The organism is Ahniella affigens (assembly GCF_003015185.1).
Taxonomy (GTDB): Bacteria; Pseudomonadota; Gammaproteobacteria; order Xanthomonadales; family Ahniellaceae; genus Ahniella; species Ahniella affigens.
Genome location: NZ_CP027860.1, coordinates 2111905 through 2134830, shown reverse-complemented (window position 1 = coordinate 2134830; position 22926 = coordinate 2111905). Strand labels below are relative to the sequence as shown.

General features: G+C 60.9%; 5 protein-coding genes. All 5 read right to left on the bottom strand.

What is annotated here, in order from left to right; all coding sequences use genetic code 11:
- Positions 1–71: 71 nt before the first annotated feature.
- On the bottom strand, positions 72–1577 hold the full coding sequence (locus C7S18_RS24170; protein ID WP_146151815.1) for an FAD-dependent oxidoreductase: 1506 nt from the start codon (positions 1575–1577) through the stop codon (positions 72–74).
- Positions 1567–15207, bottom strand: a complete 13641-nt coding sequence (locus tag C7S18_RS08130; RefSeq protein ID WP_146151814.1) for a non-ribosomal peptide synthetase — start codon at positions 15205–15207, stop codon at positions 1567–1569. The genes C7S18_RS24170 and C7S18_RS08130 overlap by 11 nt, the downstream gene beginning before the upstream one ends.
- 183 nt (positions 15208–15390) lie before the next feature.
- The gene (locus C7S18_RS08125; RefSeq protein WP_106891084.1) at positions 15391–18813 is read right to left on the bottom strand and encodes a non-ribosomal peptide synthetase; all 3423 of its coding nucleotides are present in this window, start codon (positions 18811–18813) and stop codon (positions 15391–15393) included.
- A gap of 209 nt (positions 18814–19022) precedes the next feature.
- Complete coding sequence (locus tag C7S18_RS08120) at positions 19023–19451, bottom strand: aspartate 1-decarboxylase (protein WP_170113175.1); 429 nt, start codon at positions 19449–19451, stop codon at positions 19023–19025.
- A 91-nt stretch (positions 19452–19542) separates the two neighbouring features.
- Positions 19543–22854 (bottom strand): non-ribosomal peptide synthetase, encoded by a 3312-nt coding sequence (locus tag C7S18_RS08115; RefSeq protein WP_170113174.1) that lies wholly within the window; start codon positions 22852–22854, stop codon positions 19543–19545.
- Positions 22855–22926 lie beyond the last annotated feature (72 nt).

Genomic DNA, 22926 nt, shown 5'->3' with positions numbered 1-22926 from the left:
TTGTGAGGTTTGGACGACCGCGGGCGCATCCCTTTTTTTGGGACCCAGATGGCAACGGAACCGGACGCGGATCATGTCGCTGCGGCGACCAGCTCGCGCGTCGCACCAGCACCGATACCGGCCCGCAAATGGTCAGCCAGCCGAATCGCCAACGCCGCCAGCGTCAACGTGGGGTTGGCCACGCCAGACGTCGGAAAGACGGACGCTCCGGCCACATAGAGGTTGTCGACCCCGTGCAGGCGGCAATCGCGATTGACGACGCCTTGCGTTGGGTCGTCGTGCATGCGGGTGGTACCCATGTGGTGTCGAGCCAACTCCAATGCCTGTGCCAGACGCAGGGAATCGTCCTGATAGACGAGCTGCCCGAATCCTGCCTTCTGAAGGTCCGAAGCGAGCACCTGGATCGAACGGCGCATCGAATCCAAATCCAACTGGTTGAATCGCCATTCCAAGTGCAGGCGTCGACAGCCAAATGCGTCCGCGGTCGACGATAAGCTGACCCGGCTGGCCGAATTCGGGGTCTGCTCGATCGCGAAGAACATCGGCGTTGCTTCGGGGCACCGACTGTCCTCGACAGGTTCAAGGGTGGCGGCAAACCCGGCCGTCTGCTCGCGATACTGCAGTCCTTTGGTTGCGAGCAACAGCGCCTGAGGATGTGCGGGATCCTTGTGCAAATACAGCGCGAGCGACTGCTTCTGAGCGTCTGTCAGCTTGAGATGCGCGGGCGGCAGCAACGGCCCGTTGATGTCGCGCAGAATCCCGTGGCCGCTGAAATACCGCCCGACCAGATCATGCGCATTGCCAAGGCCAGAGGCCGATTGCGCGGTGGACAGCAACAGCAAGCGGGGATTCTCCAGACCACCCGCAGCCAACACATAGCGCCCGGCACGCGCTTCCACGCTTTGGCCATCTGGGCGAGCCACACGAAGACGGGCAATCGATCGACCACTGGCATCGGGAACGAGCTCAGTGACCGTGGCGTGCAAGTAGATACGAATGTTCGGGTCTTCTGCGATTGCCGCCTTGAACTGATGCAGCCCCTCACCGGGCGCGGTTCCCGTCACCCCACTGAATATCCGCAACGCGCTGGTGAAATTCCGCTCAGCATTTATCTTGACCCATGCACCGGCTGCCTCCAATTGGCGGCGCCGGCCAGCAAACGTGGGAATCCCGAACCGGTAACATGCACGATCCAAGAAGGGCTGCAAATCGCCCTTGCTGAACGGCCAGCCGCTCCCTGGAATCCACTCGCGCTGCTCGAAATCGACCGGGTCCAGCTCACCGCACTTGCCACCCCAGAGGTTCAATGTTCCGCCAACGCCGCGCTCGCGCGACGTGTGCAGATAATCATCGCAAACGAGCTCGGGGCCCTCAGGGCTAGACACGACGCCCGTGCCGCGCGACAAGTCGGAATTGCGGGCTTCCGGTTCAATGCCGCCACTCTCCAGAATCGCGACGTCAATGCCGGCGTCCGCCAGTTCGCGAGCCAGGATCAAGCCGGCCACCCCGGCCCCAACCACCAATACGTCGGCACAAATGGCGGTCGGCAGCGGCAACTGTTCGAGATCAATCAGCATGCGCGCTGATCTCGGTCAGGTCGCTTTGGTCTGCAGACGCCGCAGCCGCGACGAGCACGCCGGCCATCTCGCGCGCCAAGCGCTCGACATTCGGGGTACGCATGATTGCAAAGTGATCGGTAGTTACCGCTTGGATGCGAATGCTTGCAACGAACGGCGTCCAACCGTTGTCATGACGGGCATCGCGGCTGTTCAGAGCCTTAAATAATAGAACCGGCACGGCGGCTGGCGTCGGCTGATGCTGTGCCAGAATTCGCATGTGGTGATGAATCAACGTCAACCGACGTTGCAGTTGCGCCACGTCCAGTTCATCGGGAATCAAGCCGGCCGCGGTCAACCGGGCATGTAGTCCATGAATGCCTTGGTCCGCATCCCAATCGAACGCCTGATCCGTCAAGCCAAGTTCCGCGGCCAAAGTATGTGCAGCGCCGCGCTCGGAAGGCCCCGATGCCGTCTGCTCGATTGGAACGTGGCTGTCGATCAGGACGATGGTTGGCGCCGGCATGCTGCGGTTGATCATCAATGCGGCGATCTCATGCGCAAGCACGCCGCCCATCGACCAGCCGACCAGACAGTGTGGCAACGGGAACGATCCCGCAATCAGGTAATCCAAATACCGGCTCGCGGCCGCGCGGATGGTGCCGTCCAAAGTCGGCATCGTCTCATGCACATCCAGATGTCCCGCGAGTAACGTTTGCGTAGGCGAAAAGGCCGACAGCAGACGGTGATAGGTCACCGAGCTCCCGCCCACTGGCGGCAGAAACAGCACCGAGGGTTGATCATCGCGCCCATGGCGCAGCGTCACAATTGGCGCTGCTGCCGCTATTGATTCGCGGCCCAACAAGCCGGCAAGTTCGGCGATCGTGTCGTGGCCCAGAATCTGCGCAACGGTCACGGTGCGCCCCAGCGCCTGACGCACCGCAGCGAGCATGCGCACCGCCAACAGGGAATGCCCGCCCAAGGCGAAGAAGCGATCATGAATGCCGATTGGCGCAACGCCCAGGACCGACTGCCAGATGTCTTGAAGCACGTGTTCGAGATGATTTCGAGGCGGCGCCATAGCGCCCGATCGAAGCAATGGTTTGGGCAACGCCCGCACATCAATCTTGCCATTCGTGTTCAGCGGCAACGCCGGCAACGACATCCACGCCGTCGGCACCATGTACGCCGGTAACCGCTCGGCCAACGCATCCCGAAGCCCATCCGTGTCCGCCTCGCCCACCACATACGCCACCAACTGCGCCGATGGCCCCTCGCCTGCTACCACCACCACCGCCTGCCTCACCCCATACTGCGACTCCAACACCGCCGCAATCTCGCCCAACTCAATCCGGAACCCACGCAACTTCACCTGTCCATCCCGCCGGCCAAAATACTCCAGCGTCCCATCCTCCTTCCAACGGACCCAATCGCCCGTCCGATACAAACGCTCCAGACGGCCAAGCACCATCCGCTCAACAAACCGCTCCGCCGTCAAATCCGGCCGCGACCGATACCCGCGCGCTACCCCAGCGCCCGCCACATACAACTCGCCCGCGACACCAGGACCACACACCTCGCCATGATCATCCAACACATACAACCGTAAATTCGGAACCGGACGTCCAATCACCGGCTGCGCCGACTCCGGCACCACCGGTCCATACGTCGTGTACACCGTACACTCCGTCGGGCCATAACCATTGCACGCCTCGATCCCATACCCACGCAATCCCAACAACTGCCGCCACTGCCGCTCGCTGATCGCCTCACCACCCACCAACAACATCTTCGGCAACCACCCGCGACGCGCCTCCGTCAGCGTGTCCAACAACACCTGCATCAAACTCGGCGTGCAATCAAACTCATCCAGACGCGACGCCTCCATAAACCGCCACAACGCATCAATGTCCAACCGCGTCTGCTCCGGCACCGGATACAACGTCGCGCCACTCAACAACTGCAACAACTGCTGCACCGACACGTCAAACACCATCGGCGCATTGATCGCCACATGCCGGCCTACCTTCTGCTCGCCACGCTGGTGCACCCACGCCGCCGCCAAACTGCTCAACGAGCCATGCTCAATCTCCACACCCTTCGGCTTGCCCGTCGACCCAGACGTATACAACACATACGCCAACCGCGACCCCGAGCCATCATCCGACAAATTCTCAGCCGAATAACCCGCATACGTCGCCGACTGCTCCATCCGCAATACCACCGCAGATGTCTCCGGCAACCGCGACACCAAACCCTCATGCGTCAAAATCACCAACGGCGACGCATCCGCCAACATCGACTCCAAACGTCCCGTCGGGTGCGACACATCCATCGGTACATACGCCCCACCCGCCTTCCAGATCGCCATCACCCCAACGATCTGATCAATCGAACGCGGCAAGTACAGACCGACCAAACACTCAGGACCCACCCCCAACGATCGCAAGTGATGCGCCAACTGGTTCGCACGCGCATTCAACGCTGCATACGTCAAGACCTCCGAACCAAACACCACCGCCGGCACATCAGCCGAACGCAACACCTCGCGCTCAAACTGGCGATGCACGCCCAACTCCGAAACCGGCAACACCGGACCCGTGCCCTGCGCCAACAACCACGCCCGCTCGGCATCACTCAGCAAATCCAGTCGATTCAACGCCAGATCAGGATTCGCCGACACCGCCGTCAACAATCGCTCGTAATAACCGAGCATTCGATTCATCCCAGCTGCATCGAACAGATCGGTGTTGTAGGTCAACGAGCAACTCAGCGTGTCGCCCTCACGCACTACCCACGACAAATCGAACTTCGCCCAGTCGCTGCTTTCGTCCGCTGCGGCGCCACCATCGGCCTCGCGATTCGCATTCGCCAGGCCGGCGACGCGCTCGGTCGAGAATAGAATCTGAAACAACGGGTGATGCGCGGCGCTACGCTCTGGATTGATGGCCTGCACGATTTGCTCGAACGGCACATCCTGACGTTGATACGCGGCCAACACACGCTCACGCACCTGCCTCAGCAATCCGCGAAAGCTCAGTGTGTCATCGACCTGCTGCCTGAGCACCAGTGTGTTGACGAAGAACCCGATCAGACCTTGCAGCTCGGGATTCGGTCGATTGGCCGTTGGCGTACCGACAACGATGTCGCTGGCACCAGACTGCTGCGCCAGCAAGACCTGAAAGGCGGCCAGCAGCGTCATGAAGGCCGTGGCGCGCTCTTCGTGCGCCAGCGCCTGCACGCTACGCGCCACTGACGCGGACAGGTCGTGGCTCAGTGTGGCGCCGCGATACCCGAGTTGCGCGGGGCGCGGTCGCGCGGTTGGCAGGCTGTGGCAGGTTGGCAGATCGGACAGCTCCTGTCGCCACCACTGCAGTTGCGCGTCGAAGTCGTGTTCCTGGGTGCGCTGCCAGTGCGCGAAGTCGCCATATTGAATCGGCAATGGCCGCACGTTGGGCTCGCGCTGATTCAATGCAGCGTCATAGAGCTCAGTCAGTTCTTCGGCCAACACACCCATCGACCAACCGTCCGCAATGATGTGATGGAGGCACATCAACAGCGCATGCTGATCGGCGCCAAGACAGACTAGTTGAATCCGGAACAATGGGCCGGCAGCCAGATCGAACGCTTGTGCAGCCCAAGCTTGTGAAACGTCGTGCAGTGCCGCGATTGGATCGGACTCCGAGCGGAGGTCGCGCTGTTCGATTTGAACCGTTGCTGCCGGCTCGACGCACTGCCAGACTTGATCTGCCGCCTCGACAAAGCGTGTTCGCAAGCTCTCGTGCCGTGCGACCAAATTGCTGACCGCCGATTCCAGGGCGGGCACACTGAGCGGGCCTTGCAACCGTGTTCGAAACGGAATGTTATAGAGGCCGGCGATGGCATCGCCATGCATTTTCTCGACCAACCAGAGCCGCTGCTGCGCCATCGACAACGGCATGCGTCGTCGATCACCGGTGTAGCGTAGAATCAGCACGGCCTTGCCCGCACGCTGCAGATCACGCACCACCGGTGCAAGCTCGGCCACCGTCGCCAGATCAAACACCCGATACGCCGGCAAATCCACACCCAACAACTGATTGATCCGCGCCGCCGCCCGCATCGCCAACAACGAATGCCCGCCCAGCGCAAAAAAGTGATCGTGCACACTGATCGGCGACTGCCCGAGCAACTCCTCGAACACCGACACAATCGTCTGCTCCAACGCATCCGTCGGCGCCACATACTCGCGCGCCGTCAACTCCGGCGCCGGCAACGCCCGCACATCAATCTTGCCATTCGTGTTCAGCGGCAACGCCGGCAAGGACATCCACGCCGTCGGCACCATGTACGCCGGTAACCGCTCGGCCAACGCATCACGAAGCCCATCCGTGTCCGCCTCGCCCACCACATACGCCACCAACTGCGCCGATGGCCCCTCGCCTGCCACCACCACCACCGCCTGCCTCACCCCAGACTGCGACTCCAACACCGCCGCAATCTCGCCCAACTCAATCCGGAACCCACGCAACTTCACCTGTCCATCCCGCCGGCCAAAATACTCCAGCGTCCCATCCTCTTTCCAACGGACCCAATCGCCCGTCCGATACAAACGCTCCAGACGGCCAAGCACCATCCGCTCAACAAACCGCTCCGCCGTCAAATCCGGCCGCGACCGATACCCGCGTGCTACCCCAGCGCCCGCCACATACAACTCGCCTGCCATGCCAACCGCACACGGATTGCCGTCATGATCCAGAACATAGAGTCGGACATTGTTCAATGGCCGGCCAATCACCGGCTGGGGACAAGCGCTCTGAATCGCGGCCATGGTCGTATCGACGGTGCATTCAGTTGGGCCATAAACATTGAACGCCTGAACGCCGTATCGGCCACTCAGTTCGAGCAGCGTTTGCCAGAGTCGCGCCGAGATCGCCTCGCCACCAATCAACAGTACGCGCGGCAACAATGCCAATTGTCTCTCGGTCGCAACGTCAAGCAAGGTCTGCAGCAAACTCGGCGTCAGATCCAGGACCGTAATGCGTTCCGTTTCGATGAACTGCCACAGCTGCCCAGCATCATGCCGGGCGGCTTCGGGCACCGGACACAGCGTCGCGCCGTCAAGCACCTGCAGCCATTGCTTGACTGAGGAATCAAACACCAGCGGCGCATTCATCGACGTGCGCCAATCGCGCGAACCGAGTGCGTCGGCAATCGGCCGACGCAGCGACGACCAAAGATTCAGCAACTGTCGATGCTCGATCTCGACGCCTTTCGGGGTTCCGGTCGATCCGGACGTGTAGATCACATAGGCCAGCAAGCTGCCGGCACATTCGAGTGCGAGATTGGATTCGTCAAACTGCTGCCAGTCGTTTGGAGCGTCCAGAGTGATAGTCGGCAGCGTGTCCGGAAGCTTGTCCTGCAGTCCGTCAAACGTTAAGACCAAAGCGGCACCGGCCTCGCGCGTGAGGTCGGCCAGGCGCGTCTTCGGGTAACTCAGCTCCAGCGGCAAATAGGCGGCACCGGCCTTCAGGATCGCCAGAATCGCAACGACTTGTTCGATTGATCTCGGGCAGAAAATGCCAACGATCGATTCCCGCTGAATCCCCGCAGCCAGCAGCCGACGAGCCAATCGATTGGCCGTGGCATTCAATTCGGCATAACTGATGCCGCGCCCATCCATCTGCACGGCTATGCGTTCCGGATGCAGATTCACGCGTGCTTCGAATGCTGCGTGGACGGTACCGCTCGGGACGGCGACAACGTCGCCAGCTCCAGTCTCCAGCAGCTCCGCCCGCTCGCTCGCTTGCAACAGGTCCAGTTGGTTCAACGGCCGATCGGGATCGGTGGACACCGCCGTGAGCAATCGCTCGTATTCGGACAAGAGGCGCACCATGCTCGCGCGATCAAACAAGTCGGTCGCATACGTGATCGAGCAACTGAGCGTTTCGCCTTCACGCACCAGAAGCGATAGATCGAACTTGGCCCAGTTGCTGACATCGTCGGTAACCTCAGCGTTCGATGGTGCAACCTGATTCGCGGCAGACTCGGCATCGGGGAGCAACCGCTCGACTGAGAACATCAGTTGCACGAGCGGGTGATAGCTGGCGCTGCGTTCGGGTCGAACGGCCTGTACCACCTGTTCGAACGGTGCGTCCTGGCGCTGATAGGCGGCCAGGACGCGCTCACGCACCTGCTTTAGCAAGTCGCGGAAGCTCAACGATGTATCAACGGACTGGCGAAGCACCAAGGTGTTGACGAAAAACCCAATCAGACCTTCTAACTCCGCGAACGGCCGATTGGTGACGGCGGTTCCGACCACGATGTCCGAAGCGCCCGACAACCTCGCCAGCAACAACTGGAATCCGGCAAGAAGCGTCATGTACGCGGTGGCCCGCTCTTCGGTCGACAGCGCCTGGAGCGCCGACGCCACCGTTGCGGGCATGTCGTGGCTCAACGTGGCACCACGATGGCTCGGACGCGACGGTCGCGGACGATCGGTTGGCAGACTGTGACAAGCGGGCAAGTTGGTCAATTGCTGCTGCCACCACTGCAATTGCGACTCAAGATTCTGCACCTGGTTCCGCTGCCAATGTGCGTAGTCGCCGTATTGGACTGGCAACACCGGCAGCACGGGCGTGCGCTGTTCGACCCGGGCGCGATACAGCTCGTTCAGTTCGCGCGCGAGGATGCCCATGGACCAACCGTCGGCCGCAATGTGATGCAGGCAGACGAGCAGCATGTGTCGGTCTTCAGCCAATCGCAGCAACTGCGCTCGAAGTAACGGTCCGCGGCGCAAATCGAAACCTTGCTGCAAGTCTGCCGCCGCGAGGGCACTCGCCGCCGCGACGGGATCGACCTGATCGCGCAAATCGCGGCAGACCAGCTTGAACGGTTCCTCTGGCGCGATGAACTGCCAGGGTTCGCCGTCAATTTCGACAAAGTGGGTTCGCAGCACCTCGTGTCGCGCCAACAAGTCGCCGAATGCCGATTCGAGTTGGGATGGATCAACCGGGCCGTCCAAGTTCCAAGATAGCGGGATATTGTAGAGACCGCTCGCGTCACGACCTTCCAGTTCGTTGATCAACCAAAGCTGCCGTTGCGCATACGAGACGGGCGCGACCAAACGCCCTTCAGCCGGCTCAACGCATTGCCAGGGCTCACCGTCGATTTCGATCAGGCGCGTGCGCAAGGTTTCATGACGCGTCACGAGCGCTTGGAACGCACGCTCCAGCACTGCCAGATCCAATTCACCCCGGATCCGTAGATGCACCGGAATGTTGTAGAGGCTGCGACTGCCCGCTGCCGACATCTTTTCGACCAACCAGAGCCGCTGCTGGGCCATCGACAACGGCATGCGTCGGCGATCACCGGTGTAGCGTGGAATCAGCACGGCCTTGCCCGCACGCTGCAGATCACGCACCACCGGCGCAAGCTCGGCCACCGTCGCCAGATCAAACACCCGATACGCCGGCAAATCCACACCCAACAACTGATTGATCCGCGCCGCCGCCCGCATCGCCAACAACGAATGCCCACCCAGCGCAAAAAAGTGATCGTGCACACTGATCGGCGACTGCCCGAGCAACTCCTCGAACACCGACACAATCGTCTGCTCCAACGCATCCGTCGGCGCCACATACTCGCGCGCCGTCAACTCCGGCGCCGGCAACGCCCGCACATCAATCTTGCCATTCGTGTTCAGCGGCAACGCCGGTAACGACATCCACGCCGTCGGCACCATGTACGCCGGTAACCGCTCGGCCAACGCATCACGAAGCCCATCCGTGTCCGCCTCGCCCACCACATACGCCACCAACTGCGCCGATGGCCCCTCGCCTGCCACCACCACCACCGCCTGCCTCACCCCAGACTGCGACTCCAACACCGCCGCAATCTCGCCCAACTCAATCCGGAACCCACGCAACTTCACCTGTCCATCCCGCCGGCCAAAATACTCCAGCGTCCCATCCTCTTTCCAACGGACCCAATCGCCCGTCCGATACAAACGCTCCAGACGGCCAAGCACCATCCGCTCAACAAACCGCTCCGCCGTCAAATCCGGCCGCGACCGATACCCGCGTGCTACCCCAGCGCCCGCCACATACAACTCGCCCGCGACACCAGGACCACACACCTCGCCATGATCATCCAACACATACAACCGTAAATTCGGAACCGGTCGTCCAATCACCGGCTGCGCCGACTCCGGCACCACTGGGCCATACGTCGTGTACACCGTGCACTCCGTCGGGCCATAACCATTGCACGCCTCGATCCCATACCCGCGCAATCCCAACAACTGCCGCCACTGCCGCTCGCTGATCGCCTCACCACCCACCAACAACATCTTCGGCAACCACCCGCGACGCGCCTCCGTCAGCGTGTCCAACAACACCTGCATCAAACTCGGCGTGCAATCAAACTCATCCAGACGCGACGCCTCCATAAACCGCCACAACGCATCAATGTCCAACCGCGTCTGCTCCGGCACCGGATACAACGTCGCGCCACTCAACAACTGCAACAACTGCTGCACCGACACGTCAAACACCATCGGCGCATTGATCGCCACATGCCGGCCTACCTTCTGCTCGCCACGCTGGTGCACCCACGCCGCCGCCAAACTGCTCAACGAGCCATGCTCAATCTCCACACCCTTCGGCTTGCCCGTCGACCCAGACGTATACAACACATACGCCAACCGCGACCCCGAGCCATCATCCGACAAATTCTCAGCCGAATAACCCGCATACGTCGCCGACTGCTCCATCCGCAATACCACCGCAGATGTCTCCGGCAACCGCGACACCAAACCCTCATGCGTCAAAATCACCAACGGCGACGCATCCGCCAACATCGACTCCAAACGTCCCGTCGGGTGCGACACATCCATCGGTACATACGCCCCACCCGCCTTCCAGATCGCCATCACCCCAACGATCTGATCAATCGAACGCGGCAAGTACAGACCGACCAAACACTCAGGACCCACCCCCAACGATCGCAAGTGATGCGCCAACTGGTTCGCACGCGCATTCAACGCTGCATACGTCAAGACCTCCGAACCAAACACCACCGCCGGCACATCAGCCGAACGCAACACCTCGCGCTCAAACTGGCGATGCACGCCCAACTCCGAAACCGGCAACACCGGACCCGTGCCCTGCGCCAACAACCACGCCCGCTCGGCATCACTCAGCAAATCCAGTCGATTCAACGCCAGATCAGGATTCGCCGACACCGCCGTCAACAATCGCTCGTAATAACCGAGCATTCGATTCATCCCAGATGCATCGAACAGATCGGTGTTGTAGGTCAGATTGCACGTCAGTGCCTCGCCTTCTCGAATCACCATCGACAGGTCAAACTGCGGTGGCTGTTCGGCGATGACCGGGATCGGCTGCCAGGCGCCGACTGTTGCGGGCTCCTGCTCAACCGAGAACAAGATCTGAAACAGCGGGTGATGACTCGACGTTCGCGGCGGGGATAGCACCCGTACGACTTGCTCAAAGTTCATGTCCTGGTGCTCGTAGGCTTCCAGCACGCGACTACGAACTTGCTGCAGCAACTCGCGGAACGTCACGGCAAGACTGACGTTCTGGCGCATCACCAGAATGTCCGTGAACAGACCAATCAGCCCCTCGCTCTCGGCGCTTTGCCGGGTCGATACCGGTGTGCCGACGATGCTGTCTGGCACACCAGAGAACTGCGCCTGGAGCACATGGAACGCAGCCAACAACGTGATGTATGACGTCGTCCGCTCTTGCTGACCCAATTGTTTGAGTGCGGCCGTAACACCATCTGGCAAGCGGTGCCGCGCGGTCAGGGCATGGATACCTTGCTGCGTCGGGCGGGTGGCGCGAAGTGGCAAGCTATGACACACCGGCAGATCCGCAAGGTGTTGTGTCCAATAGGCCTCGGAATGCACGTTGGCAGGACGCGCGCTTTGGCTTTGTTCCCAGGCGGCGTAATCGCCAAACTGAAACGGCAGCGCCGGGAGGCTCTCGTTTGCATACAGCGCCGCGAGTTCGCGCCACAGCACTTCCTGAGACAAGCCGTCGCTGACTATATGGTGGATGTTCAACAGAATGATGTGGCGGTCGGGCGCCATCCGAACGAGCTTGGCGCGGAGCAAGGGGGCTTGCTCCAAATCAAAAACCTCCTGTGCGTCCTCGATCGCCAGCGCTTCCAGGCGAGCATTGGCATCGGGCACGTTGGACAGATCAAGCAATGGCAAATCGAACTCAATACCCGATTCGACGCATTGCCACGGCTCATCGCCTTCAACCACAATTCGGGTCCGCAACGATTCATGTCGTGCTAGCAGCGCCGTAAAGGCGCGCTGCAAACGTGAATGCTCGAACTCGCCGCGAATGCTGCGCTGTTCCGGAATATTGAACACCCCTCGCCGGACGCTGTCGACCTGGTTGAACAACCATTGGCGATATTGGCCGGGCGACAACGGCATGCGTCGGCGATCACCGGTGTAGCGTGGAATCAGCACGGCCTTGCCCGCACGCTGCAGATCACGCACCACCGGCGCAAGCTCGGCCACCGTCGCCAGATCAAACACCCGATACGCCGGCAAATCCACACCCAACAACTGATTGATCCGCGCCGCCGCCCGCATCGCCAACAACGAATGCCCACCCAGCGCAAAGAAGTGATCGTGCACACTGATCGGCGACTGCCCGAGCAACTCCTCGAACACCGACACAATCGTCTGCTCCAACGCATCCGTCGGCGCCACATACTCACGCGCCGTCAACACCGGCGCCGGCAACGCCCGCACATCAATCTTGCCATTCGTGTTCAGCGGCAGCGCCGGTAACGACATCCACGCCGTCGGCACCATGTACGCCGGTAACCGCTCGGCCAACGCATCCCGAAGCCCATCCGTGTCCGCCTCGCCCACCACATACGCCACCAACTGCGCCGATGGCCCCTCGCCTGCTACCACCACCACCGCCTGCCTCACCCCAGACTGCGACTCCAACACCGCCGCAATCTCGCCCAACTCAATCCGGAACCCACGCAACTTCACCTGTCCATCCCGCCGGCCAAAATACTCCAGCGTCCCATCCTCCTTCCAACGGACCCAATCGCCCGTCCGATACAAACGCTCCAGACGGCCAAGCACCATACGCTCAACAAACCGCTCCGCCGTCAAATCCGGCCGTGATCGATAGCCGCGTGCTACCCCAGCGCCCGCCACATACAACTCGCCCGCGACACCAGGACCACACACCTCGCCATGATCATCCAACACATACAACCGTAAATTCGGAACCGGACGTCCAATCACCGGCTGCGCCGACTCCGGCACCACCGGTCCATACGTCGTGTACACCGTGCACTCCGTCGGGCCATAACCATTGCACGCCTCGATCCCATACCCACGCAATCCCAACAACTGCCGCCACTGCCGCTCGCTGATCGCCTCACCACCCACCAACAACATCTTCGGCAACCACCCGCGACGCGCCTCCGTCAGCGTGTCCAACAACACCTGCATCAAACTCGGCGTGCAATCAAACTCATCCAGACGCGACGCCTCCATAAACCGCCACAACGCATCAATGTCCAAACGCGTCTGCTCCGGCACCGGATACAACGTCGCGCCACTCAACAACTGCAACAACTGCTGCACCGACACGTCAAACACCATCGGCGCATTGATCGCCACATGCCGGCCTACCTTCTGCTCGCCACGCTGGTGCACCCACGCCGCCGCCAAACTGCTCAACGAGCCATGCTCAATCTCCACACCCTTCGGCTTGCCCGTCGACCCAGACGTATACAACACATACGCCAACCGCGACCCCGAGCCATCATCCGACAAATTCTCAGCCGAATAACCCGCATACGTCGCCGACTGCTCCATCCGCAATACCACCGCAGACGTCTCCGGCAACCGCGACACCAATCCCTCATGCGTCAAAATCACCAACGGCGATGCATCCGCCAACATCGACTCCAAACGTCCCGTCGGGTGCGACACATCCATCGGCACATACGCCCCACCCGCCTTCCAGATCGCCATCACCCCAACGATCTGATCAATCGAACGCGGCAAGTACAGACCAACCAAACACTCAGGCCCCACCCCCAACGACCGCAAATGATGCGCCAACTGGTTCGCACGCGCATTCAACGCCGCATACGTCAAGACCTCCGAACCAAACACCACCGCCGGCACCTCACCCGAACGCAACACCTCGCGCTCAAACTGGCGATGCACGCCTTGCGCGGAATAGTCCAAGACGTCGCCCACACCGTGCCGCTCAAACCACTCCTGAGCGGTCAGCGTGACGGCGTCTGCCGGAACCAGCGTTGCTGGCGCTTCCGTGCTGGTCTCGAACAGACTGGCCATCGGCACATCGGGGCTCTTGGCGACCGCATCCAGAACGGAGCGATAGGTCTCGAGCAGTGCGTCGGCAGTCTCGGCAGAAAACAAGTCGCGCGCATAGTTCAGCGCACAATGCAAGCCGTCGGGACGGTCATGCACGGCCAGCGCGAGATCGAACTTGGCGCTGATTTCACTGCCCACGGGCTCCATGTTGAGTGACTCTGCCCCATCGGTTGCCGCGGGCTCGGTCGTCGACTGCACTACCGTGAACATCAACTGGAAAATCGGGTGTCGTGACGGATCGCGCGGCGGCTTCAGCAACTCGACCAGTTGGTCGAACGGCAGGTCCTGATTCGCAAAGCCGTCGCGAACATCGCTGCTGACACCTCGGAGAAATTCTTTGAAGCTCTTTTGAAGGTCTACCTGCGCGCGCAGCACCACCGTGTTGACGAAGAACCCGATCAACCCTTCGAGTTCGACGCGTTCGCGATTGGCCGCGACGGTACCGGCAACCAGATCGGTCGCGCCCCCGAAACGATGCTGTGCCAGCGCAAATGCCGCAAACAACGTGGAGAACAGCGTAGCGCCCAGCCCCCGACTGATCGAACGCAGCGACACCGCCGTGGTCGCCGAAACCTGAAGCGTCGCGCCGTCACCACGATGGCTCGGCACAGACGGGCGCGCATAGTCGATCGGAATGCCATGCGACGGGGGTGCGCCACGTAACCGTTCAAGCCAATAGCGTTTGAGACGATCCAACGCTTCAGCATCCAGCCGACTGCGTTGCCACACAGCGTAATCACCGTACTGAATCGGCAGGTCGGGCAAGTTCGGCGCAGCGTGCTGCCGCTCTGCCTCGTAAAGTGCGCCCAGGTCGCTGGCGAGTACCGACATCGATTGCCCATCGCCAAACAGATGATGCAAGTTGATCATCAGGACGAAATGCTCGTCATCCATCTGTACCGTGCTGACTCGTAGCGGCGGGCCCTGCTCCAGGTCGAACGCCGCCACGGCATCGGCATCGACCAATGCCTGCATGGCAGCTTCCGGATCGACGTGAGCACGCAAATCATGCTGAACAATCCGGGCGCGCAGATCAGGCCGCTTGGGAAGCTTCTGCACGGCATGCGCACGCAGCCATTGCACCAGACCAGCCTTGTTCCGAACCAGCCGCTCTTTGAGTTCGCCGGTCATGGCGCCTTTTGGCGCGGCAATGTCCAGCCCGTCGTCGCGCAATCCAATGCGGATGCCTTTTTGCGCCAGCACTGCGATCAGTTCAGAGACTTCGGCGCCAACTGCGCCAGCATTCAGATTGTTCACGTTGATCCCCACTTCTGAAGTGCATCAAACGGATTCGATGCGATCATTCGGTTGTTAAATGTCACTGATTTCGGCTAGTGCGACTTGCCACCAACCGCTTCCCGAATCGGGTCCGCACGTCGCCAATCCGGGCGGCCATGCCGCGCAAGAACGCGCAGCCGCATAGGCCCCGCCGACTGGCGCTCAGATGCGAAAGAGTTCGAGGTCTTCGTCCGCCGAATCGGTCTCCGCCATAATCACGGCGCACGCTGCACGGGCCCGTTCGATCCGTTCGGCCATGTCACTCAAGATTGGCGCTCGAAAGACTTCGAGCACGGCGAGCTCCACTGAAAACTCGTTGCGAACGGCATGCACCAAACGAATCGCCAACAGCGAATGCCCGCCGACCTCGAAAAAGTTGCTGTTCCGGCCCAGGTGGTCCGCTTCAAGCAGGCGTCCCCAAATTGCAGCCAGGCGCTTTTCCGTGTCGCTAACCATTGGCACGATGCTCGACCGGCGAGCATTGGTATCGATGAGTGCGGTCAGACGATTCGTATCGATCTTGCCGTTCGCTGTGTAAGGCATTGTCTCGATCCGAGTCAGCGTCTCCGGACACATGAAATCGGCCACGTCCTGACGGAGCTCCTGTGCAACGGCGTTCGCGTCGACGCGGCGATCACTCACGTAGAATCCGGCCAGGCGTTTACGACCCTCTGAATCCGCGACGGCGACAACTGCTGCATCAGCCACCCCGGAGAGCCGTTTCAGTCGCTCCGCCACTTCGGTTGGCTCCACCCGGTAGCCGCGAATCTTGACCTGCGTGTCGGAACGACCGAGAACCTCGATCTGACCACGGCGCCACCGTGCAAGATCGCCACTTCGGTACAGACGCGCGCCGGGCTTGTCAGCATGTGGATCGGGCACAAACCGCAATGCGGTGGCGACGGGATCATCGAGGTAACCACGAGCCAGATTCGGGCCGCCGAGATACAGCAGTCCACTGATCCCTTCTGGCAACGGACGCAGCGCCTCGTCTAGCACATACGTTTGGCCATTGGCGATAGCGCGTCCAATCGGCAGCCGCTCTCGATCTTCCATGACCTTTGCCGAGTCCGACCAGCACGCGGTAATCACGGTGGTTTCAGTCGGTCCATAGCTATTGATCCACTCTACGCCCGGCCATGCCGCACGCCATCGTTCCAGCAAAGCCGGGCTTGGCTGCTCGCCACCCACAATCAGCGTGCGGAGCGCAGGCACAGCCTGCAAAGGTGCAGTGACTGCCGCCCAGGCATGCCAGTAGGCAGTCGGGATGCTCGCGACGTCGATCCGCTGATCGAGCAGGAATCGCTCAAACACAGGCACCGACAACTCACGCTCACGGGGATAGAGCACCAGGGTGGCGCCTTGCGTCAGCGTTACAAACAGTTCCTCGACAAACAAGTCGAACGACACGGAGCTGAACTGCATCACGCGATCACCGGCTCGAACCCCATAGGCCTCGGCGGCTGCGGCGCAGTAATTGGCCAACGCCCGATGCGGGATCACCACGCCCTTGGGTAGTCCGGTCGAACCCGACGTATACATGACATACGCGGCCGCTTCGCCATGCACGGCGAACGGCTCGACCGATGCGAATGTCTGCGCTTGGGTGACCACCGCGTCGACCGTGATTGCACGGTGCGAGCCGTGACGCCCGTCGTCCGCGGCATCGCTGACGACCAGAGTCGGACGCGCGGCGTCCAGTATTCTGCTGACATGCGCGTTGGGAAATGCCGGATCGATCGGCAGGAACGCGGCACCTGCCGATAGTGTTGCCAGTACGATCTGCATCAGTTCGGCGCTGCGTGCGGCATGAACCGCGACCGTCGTTTCCGGACCCACACCTTGTGCTCGCAGCCAGCAAGCAATCCGACCAATTCGTTCAAACAGCTCGCGGTAAGTGTAGGCACTGTTGCCGTCGATCAGCGCCAGCGCGTCCGGCTGTCGCGCTGCTCGCATCGCGAGCGCAGTAAGTACGGGTGGGACGTCCGGGAGGTCCGCACCACGTGCCTGCTGCATTAGAACCCGGGCTTCATCGACGCCAACCCATGGCAGCGCATCAAGACGCGGACTCGGCGATGTGGCGATTGCCTGACACAAATCGACAAACCGACGCGCCATCGTTTCGATCGTTCCCGCGTCAAAGAGCGCATGACTGTAAGTGAAATACGCATGCAAGCCGAACGCGTCCTTGAACATGTTCAGCGACAAATCGTAAATGTCGCCGCCGCGAGCCCCCTTCATGCTGGTGTCGTAGTCGGTCTCCTGGCTTGTGCCATTGGCACCACCGTCGCCAGTCGGCGTTTCCGACAGCTTCAGATTGAAACTGACTTGCGCGATGGCTTCGTGCGCGAGACTGCGGCTTGGATTAACCGCCGCAATCACCCGGCCGAACGGCAGGTCCTGGTGCGCGAATGCCTCAAGAACGGTGTCGCGAATCGCACCCGCGTAGGTTGACCAGTCCAGGCCCAATGTGACGTCGTTGCAGAACACCAACGTGTTGAAGCACGGCCCGATGATGTTCTCGAGCTCTGGCTGATTGCGAAACGAGATGGGCGACGCCACTGGCACTCGGTCGCGTCCGGAATACCGCGCCAGCAAATAGCTGTAGACGGCGAGCATCGTCATGAACAGCGAGCAGCCGTTTCGCCCGCCCATCTCCATCAATGGCTGAATCAAGGGCTTTGGAATCTCGAAGACATGCACGCCACTACTGAATGATTGCCGCAAGGGTCGCGGACGGTCATAAGGCAGCTCCAGCAACGGCGGCAAACCAGCGAGCTTTTGGCGCCAGTAGGCTTCCTGACGGCCCAGAGTCTCGGGCCCAAGCCGCTGCCGTTGACTGTAGGCCAAGTCGGCGTACTGGTACTCAGGCTCTTTCAGCGCACTGGGTTGACCGCTGGCGAATGCCGCATACAAGTCGAATAGTTCGCGCAAGAACACGCCGCTGGACCAGGCATCAAAAATGATGTGGTGCGCGTCGATCTGGAACACGTACTCATCGTCGCCAAGCTTAAACAGGCCAACCCGCAGCAGCGGACCATGACTCAGATCGAACGGACGCATACACGCCTGCCTCAGCGTGTCGCGGAGCAAACGCTCCCGTTCGTCGGCCGGCAGTGGGCTCAGATGCTGCAAATCGGTGACGGGAATCGAAACTGGATGCGGCGGATCAATGACCTGCAGCAAGGTCTCGCCGTCACCGACAAAACGCGTTCGCAAAATCTCGTGGCGCCGCACGACCTCGGTCAACGCCGCCGACAGCGTCTCGACTTGCAATCCGATCCCGACACATGGATACGCAGCCGGGTTGTTGTTGACCGCGGTCTGGTCATGCATCTGCTCGAAGAACCAGATCATTTCTTGAATGAAGGAGGCTGGTATCGGCTGATCCCGCGGTGCCTTGAGCAGCGCCGCCTCAGCCGGCTTCGCGACACGCTCAAGCAATGCCTGCTTGTGCGCACGGATTGCGTCATCCAGTTCACGTGTGATCGCATTCTTCGGGGCATGCACGCGCAGCTTGCCATCCTGGGCTTCAAGCCTGATGCTCAGGGACTTAAGACGGTCAATCAGCTCTTCGACATTCATTGCAACTTCTCGATGACAGAGGCGTAGGTATTTGGCGGCGATTGCGTGTTACGAGCGACCAAAGCCCAGATACAACTTCGTTCGGTACCACTACGGATCGCTGGCGCGCGGAGCACAAGGTGCTGATGAGCCGGTCTCGAATCGAGATCCGCCTGGCGGGCTCACCAGCCATAGGCGCCGTCACCGTGACGACGCCTGCCAGCAATCGCTCAGGCTGCGATCGACTCGCGTTCCGGCAAGTCAACTGGCTGCGAGTCAAAACTGAATTGCTCGCCGTTCGTGCTCAGATGCTGATGCAGTAGCTCCGGGGTGCCGTCCGCACCAAAGATCAACACTTTCGCCAAGTGGCCGGAATCGATCACGTTCTCACGCGGCACCGACTTCATGGCGTAGATGATCACGATGTCGCCGACCTTGCAGAGGTGGGCGCAAGCGCCGTTGGGCTCGATCTGACCTTCGCCGCGCGTACCAGGAATCGCGTAGGTCACAAACCGGTTGGCGTTCGTCACGTTCACAACTTGGATTTCTTCCAGTGGCAATAGGCCAACCTGTTCCATCCAGATTGGATCGATCGTCAGGCTGCCCATGTAGTCAAGGTGGCAGGCCGTGATCTTGGCGCGGTGAATTTTGGCGTGCATCAGGCGAATCATTAGGAGGTCCTCGCAGAAAATGAAGGGTGGGCTTGAAGGGAGCGCGCCGGCAGACAAGGTCCGACGGCACGGAAAAAAATCAGTACTCGCTGAGTTCGTATTCGGTTACCAACTGACTGCGCATCTGATCGATACGCCGGGCAAACGCCTCGACCGTCATGGTCGCAAACAGGTCGCGAGCCGTGATGTCGATCTCGAGCTGCTGTCGCACCTCGGCGACAATCTTCGTCGCAATCAGCGAGTGTCCGCCGAGGTCGAAGAAGTTGCTCTGCCGGCCAACTTGTTCGAGCTTCAGCTTGGCCTGCCAGATCTGGGCAATCAGGCGTTCGGTATCGGTGTTCGGCGTCTCATACGGAACATCGCTGCCCGCAGTCGTTCGCAACAGCTCTGGCAACGCCTGCGCATCGATCTTGCTATTGGCGTTCAAGGGCAGCTTGTCGAGCAGTTGGAAGGCGGTCGGAACCATGTAGTCCGGCAGCGTGTCGCGCAAACGCGCCACGATGTCGGAGAGATTGACCTCGCGATCTGGGTGAACCACCAGATAGGCGCCGAGCCAATCACCTAATTCGGCATCGTGTTTCCGGACCACATACGCATCGACGATATCTGGATCTTTCAGCAGCGCTGTGCGGACCTCTGGCAATTCAATGCGAATGCCGCGGATTTTGACCTGGTGATCGCTGCGACCGAGCAAGTCCAGATCACCGTCGCGGCGCATCCGCGCCAGATCACCCGTCTTGAACATCCGCGCGCCGGATGACGCCGCCAATGGATCCGGCAAGAACCGCTCGGCAGTCAGCGCCGCGTGGCCATGATATCCCCCGTTCACGCCGGCTCCGCCAATGTACAACTCACCAATGACGCCAGTCGGCGAGAGCTCCAGCATCGAGTCGAACACATACGTGCGAAGTCCGGCAATCGGCTGCCCCACCGGTACGCTGCGATCTGCGCTGGAGACCGTCTGAACCCACTTCGCGGTCGCGTCGGCGGCTACCTCGGTCGAACCGTAGATATTGATTACGGTGGTCTCAGGCAATGCTTCCTGAAGTTTCTGGAACAAGTCGACCGTCAAGGCTTCGCCACTCGATACCAAGCTGCGGAGCGACGGCAGCGACTCGTGCAACTCCGGATAGGCCTCCGTCATGGAGCGCAATAGAGACGGCACTGCGATGAAGTGCGTCACGCGGTGTCGCGCGAGCAATCGAACCAGGCGATACACGTCTTTGCCATCGGCGGCGGGCACCGTTACTGAGGGCACGCCGGCGAGCAACGGCGACCACAGCTCGGCGACCGCATCGACAAAGTTGATGGTGGTCTTCAGTGCGCAGACATCGCCAGTTCGATACGGAAAGTCGCGCCACATCCAAGCAAGGCGGTTGTAGGTCGCGCCCAAGGTGCCGCGCACGCCTTTCGGCTTGCCTGTCGAGCCGGACGTATAGAGGATGTAGAGCAGATCATCCGGGGTGATCGCCGGTGGTTCCGGCAGTGCTACGTTCGAACTGACAACGACCTGCTCAGCCAACAGCACGGGCGCATTGAGACCGGCAAGCAATTCGCGATCGACGGCTTCGGATGACACCACCAACTTCGGGCCCGCGTCTTCGATCTGCTGGGTAATCCGGTGTGCCGGCAGCTCCGGGTCAATCGGCACATAAGCGGCACCAATCAACAGCACACTGACCATGGCGGCCACCTGCGCAACCGACCTCGGCAAGACGATCGCGACCGCATCACCGCGCTGCACGCCTTGGGCGCGCAAGTGTTCCGCGAACGCGGCCGCTCTCGATGCCAGCTCGCGATAGGAGACACCACGGTCTGCGTCGATGAGCGCGACCGCATCCGGATTGGCGTTCGCCTGCTCCAGAAAGAGCGCTGCCATCGAACGGAACGGCATGGGTGCGGAGAAGTCTGGTCGGGCAGTGTCGGCCTCGGTGAGCGACAATCGACCGACCGCCTTGTCCGGGTTCGCGACGCAGTCCAGAAGGAGGTTAAGCAAACACTGCGAGAAGTACTTGATCGTGTCTGGGTCAAACAGATCGGTGTTGTAGGTCCACCAGCCTTTGAGGCCGTCGTCAGTGTCCTGAAAGCTCAAGTAGAGGTCATACTTCGATGTATTGTTGACCGCATCCGCGCGTTCAATCTCAATGCCTGGCATGGCGAAGTTGGCCGACCCGGCGTTCTGAAACACGAACATCACTTGGAACAAGGGCGTATGGCTGAGACTGCGCGGGGGATTCAGCGCATCAATCACCTGCCCCAGCGCCACGTCCTGATTCTGATAGGCCTCCAGGCAAGTCTGCTTCACGGCGCGGAGCAGATCGCGGAAGCTCCCGCCCCGGTCTACTTGCGTGCGCAGCACACTGGTATTCAAGAAATACCCAATGACATGTTGCAATTCGCGGCGACTGCGATTGTCGACCGGGCTGCCGATCACGATGTCGGAGCGCCCGGACAATCGGCATAGCAGCGCCTTGAAGGCAGCCAATACGGCCATGTAGGTACTGGCACCTTCGCTACGGCCCAAGGCGTCGATTTTTTTCGTCAAGAACAACGGAATGTGCATCAGCATGCCGGCGCCGTTGCCCGTTGGTGCGGCCGGCCGCGCGCGGTCGGCGGGCAGTTCCAACAGCGCCAAACTACCGCGCAGGCGATCCTTCCAATACTGCAGCTGCCGATCGATTTCCTGGCTCCGTCCCTCACGTTGCCAGGCAGCATAGTCGCCGTATTGAATCGGCAGTTCAGGGAGGCGCTCGCAAGGCTCTGGCTGCCCGTCACGAAAGGCCGGATACAGCACTGCCATTTCCTGCAGCAGCAAGCCTTTGGACCAACCGTCGTAGATGATGTGGTGCAGGTTCATCAACAGAAAGTGCTCGTCCGTCCGTGTCCGGATCAACACGATCCGCATCAGTGGCAAACGCGAGACATCGAACTTCCAGTCGACATTTGCCTGCACCAGCGACTGGACGCGAGCCTCTTGGTCTGCCGACGTCAGGTCACTCAGGTCGATGACCTCGACGTCCAGTACATGGGTCGGATCGATGCATTGGACTGGCTCACCGTTCTGCTCACTGAAATAGGTTCGCAGACTGTCGTGCCGACGGGCGATGGCCTGAAACGTCCGCGCCATGGCAGAGACATCCAGCGCACCAACGAGCCGATACGCACACGGCATGTTGTACTTGGGGCTCGGACCCTCGCGCTGCTCAACCAACCACAAGAGCTGCTGCGAATGCGACAACGGCGCCTGCCGTCGATCGGGTTGCCGCGCGATGGGCTGCTCGGCAGCGACGGCCGCAGATTGCGCGGACGCCGCCAACTTCTTCAGCAGCAGCGCCTGCTTTTCCGGTGACAGCGATTCGATTCTTTGCAGCAGCGCATGGGATTGGTTCACGTCAAGCAACTCCGGAAAACAGAAAAAGACAGCACAACATTGAAAAGCCTCTGAGCACGTTCAGAGTCGATG

Excerpts from the sequence above, each read along its gene's own strand:
- C7S18_RS08120 (WP_170113175.1), bottom strand. The coding sequence starts at position 19,451 with ATGCACGCCAAAATTCACCGCGCCAAGATCACGGCCTGCCACCTTGAC.
- C7S18_RS24170 (WP_146151815.1), bottom strand. The coding sequence starts at position 1,577 with ATGCTGATTGATCTCGAACAGTTGCCGCTGCCGACCGCCATTTGTGCC.
- C7S18_RS08125 (WP_106891084.1), bottom strand. The coding sequence starts at position 18,813 with ATGAATGTCGAAGAGCTGATTGACCGTCTTAAGTCCCTGAGCATCAGG.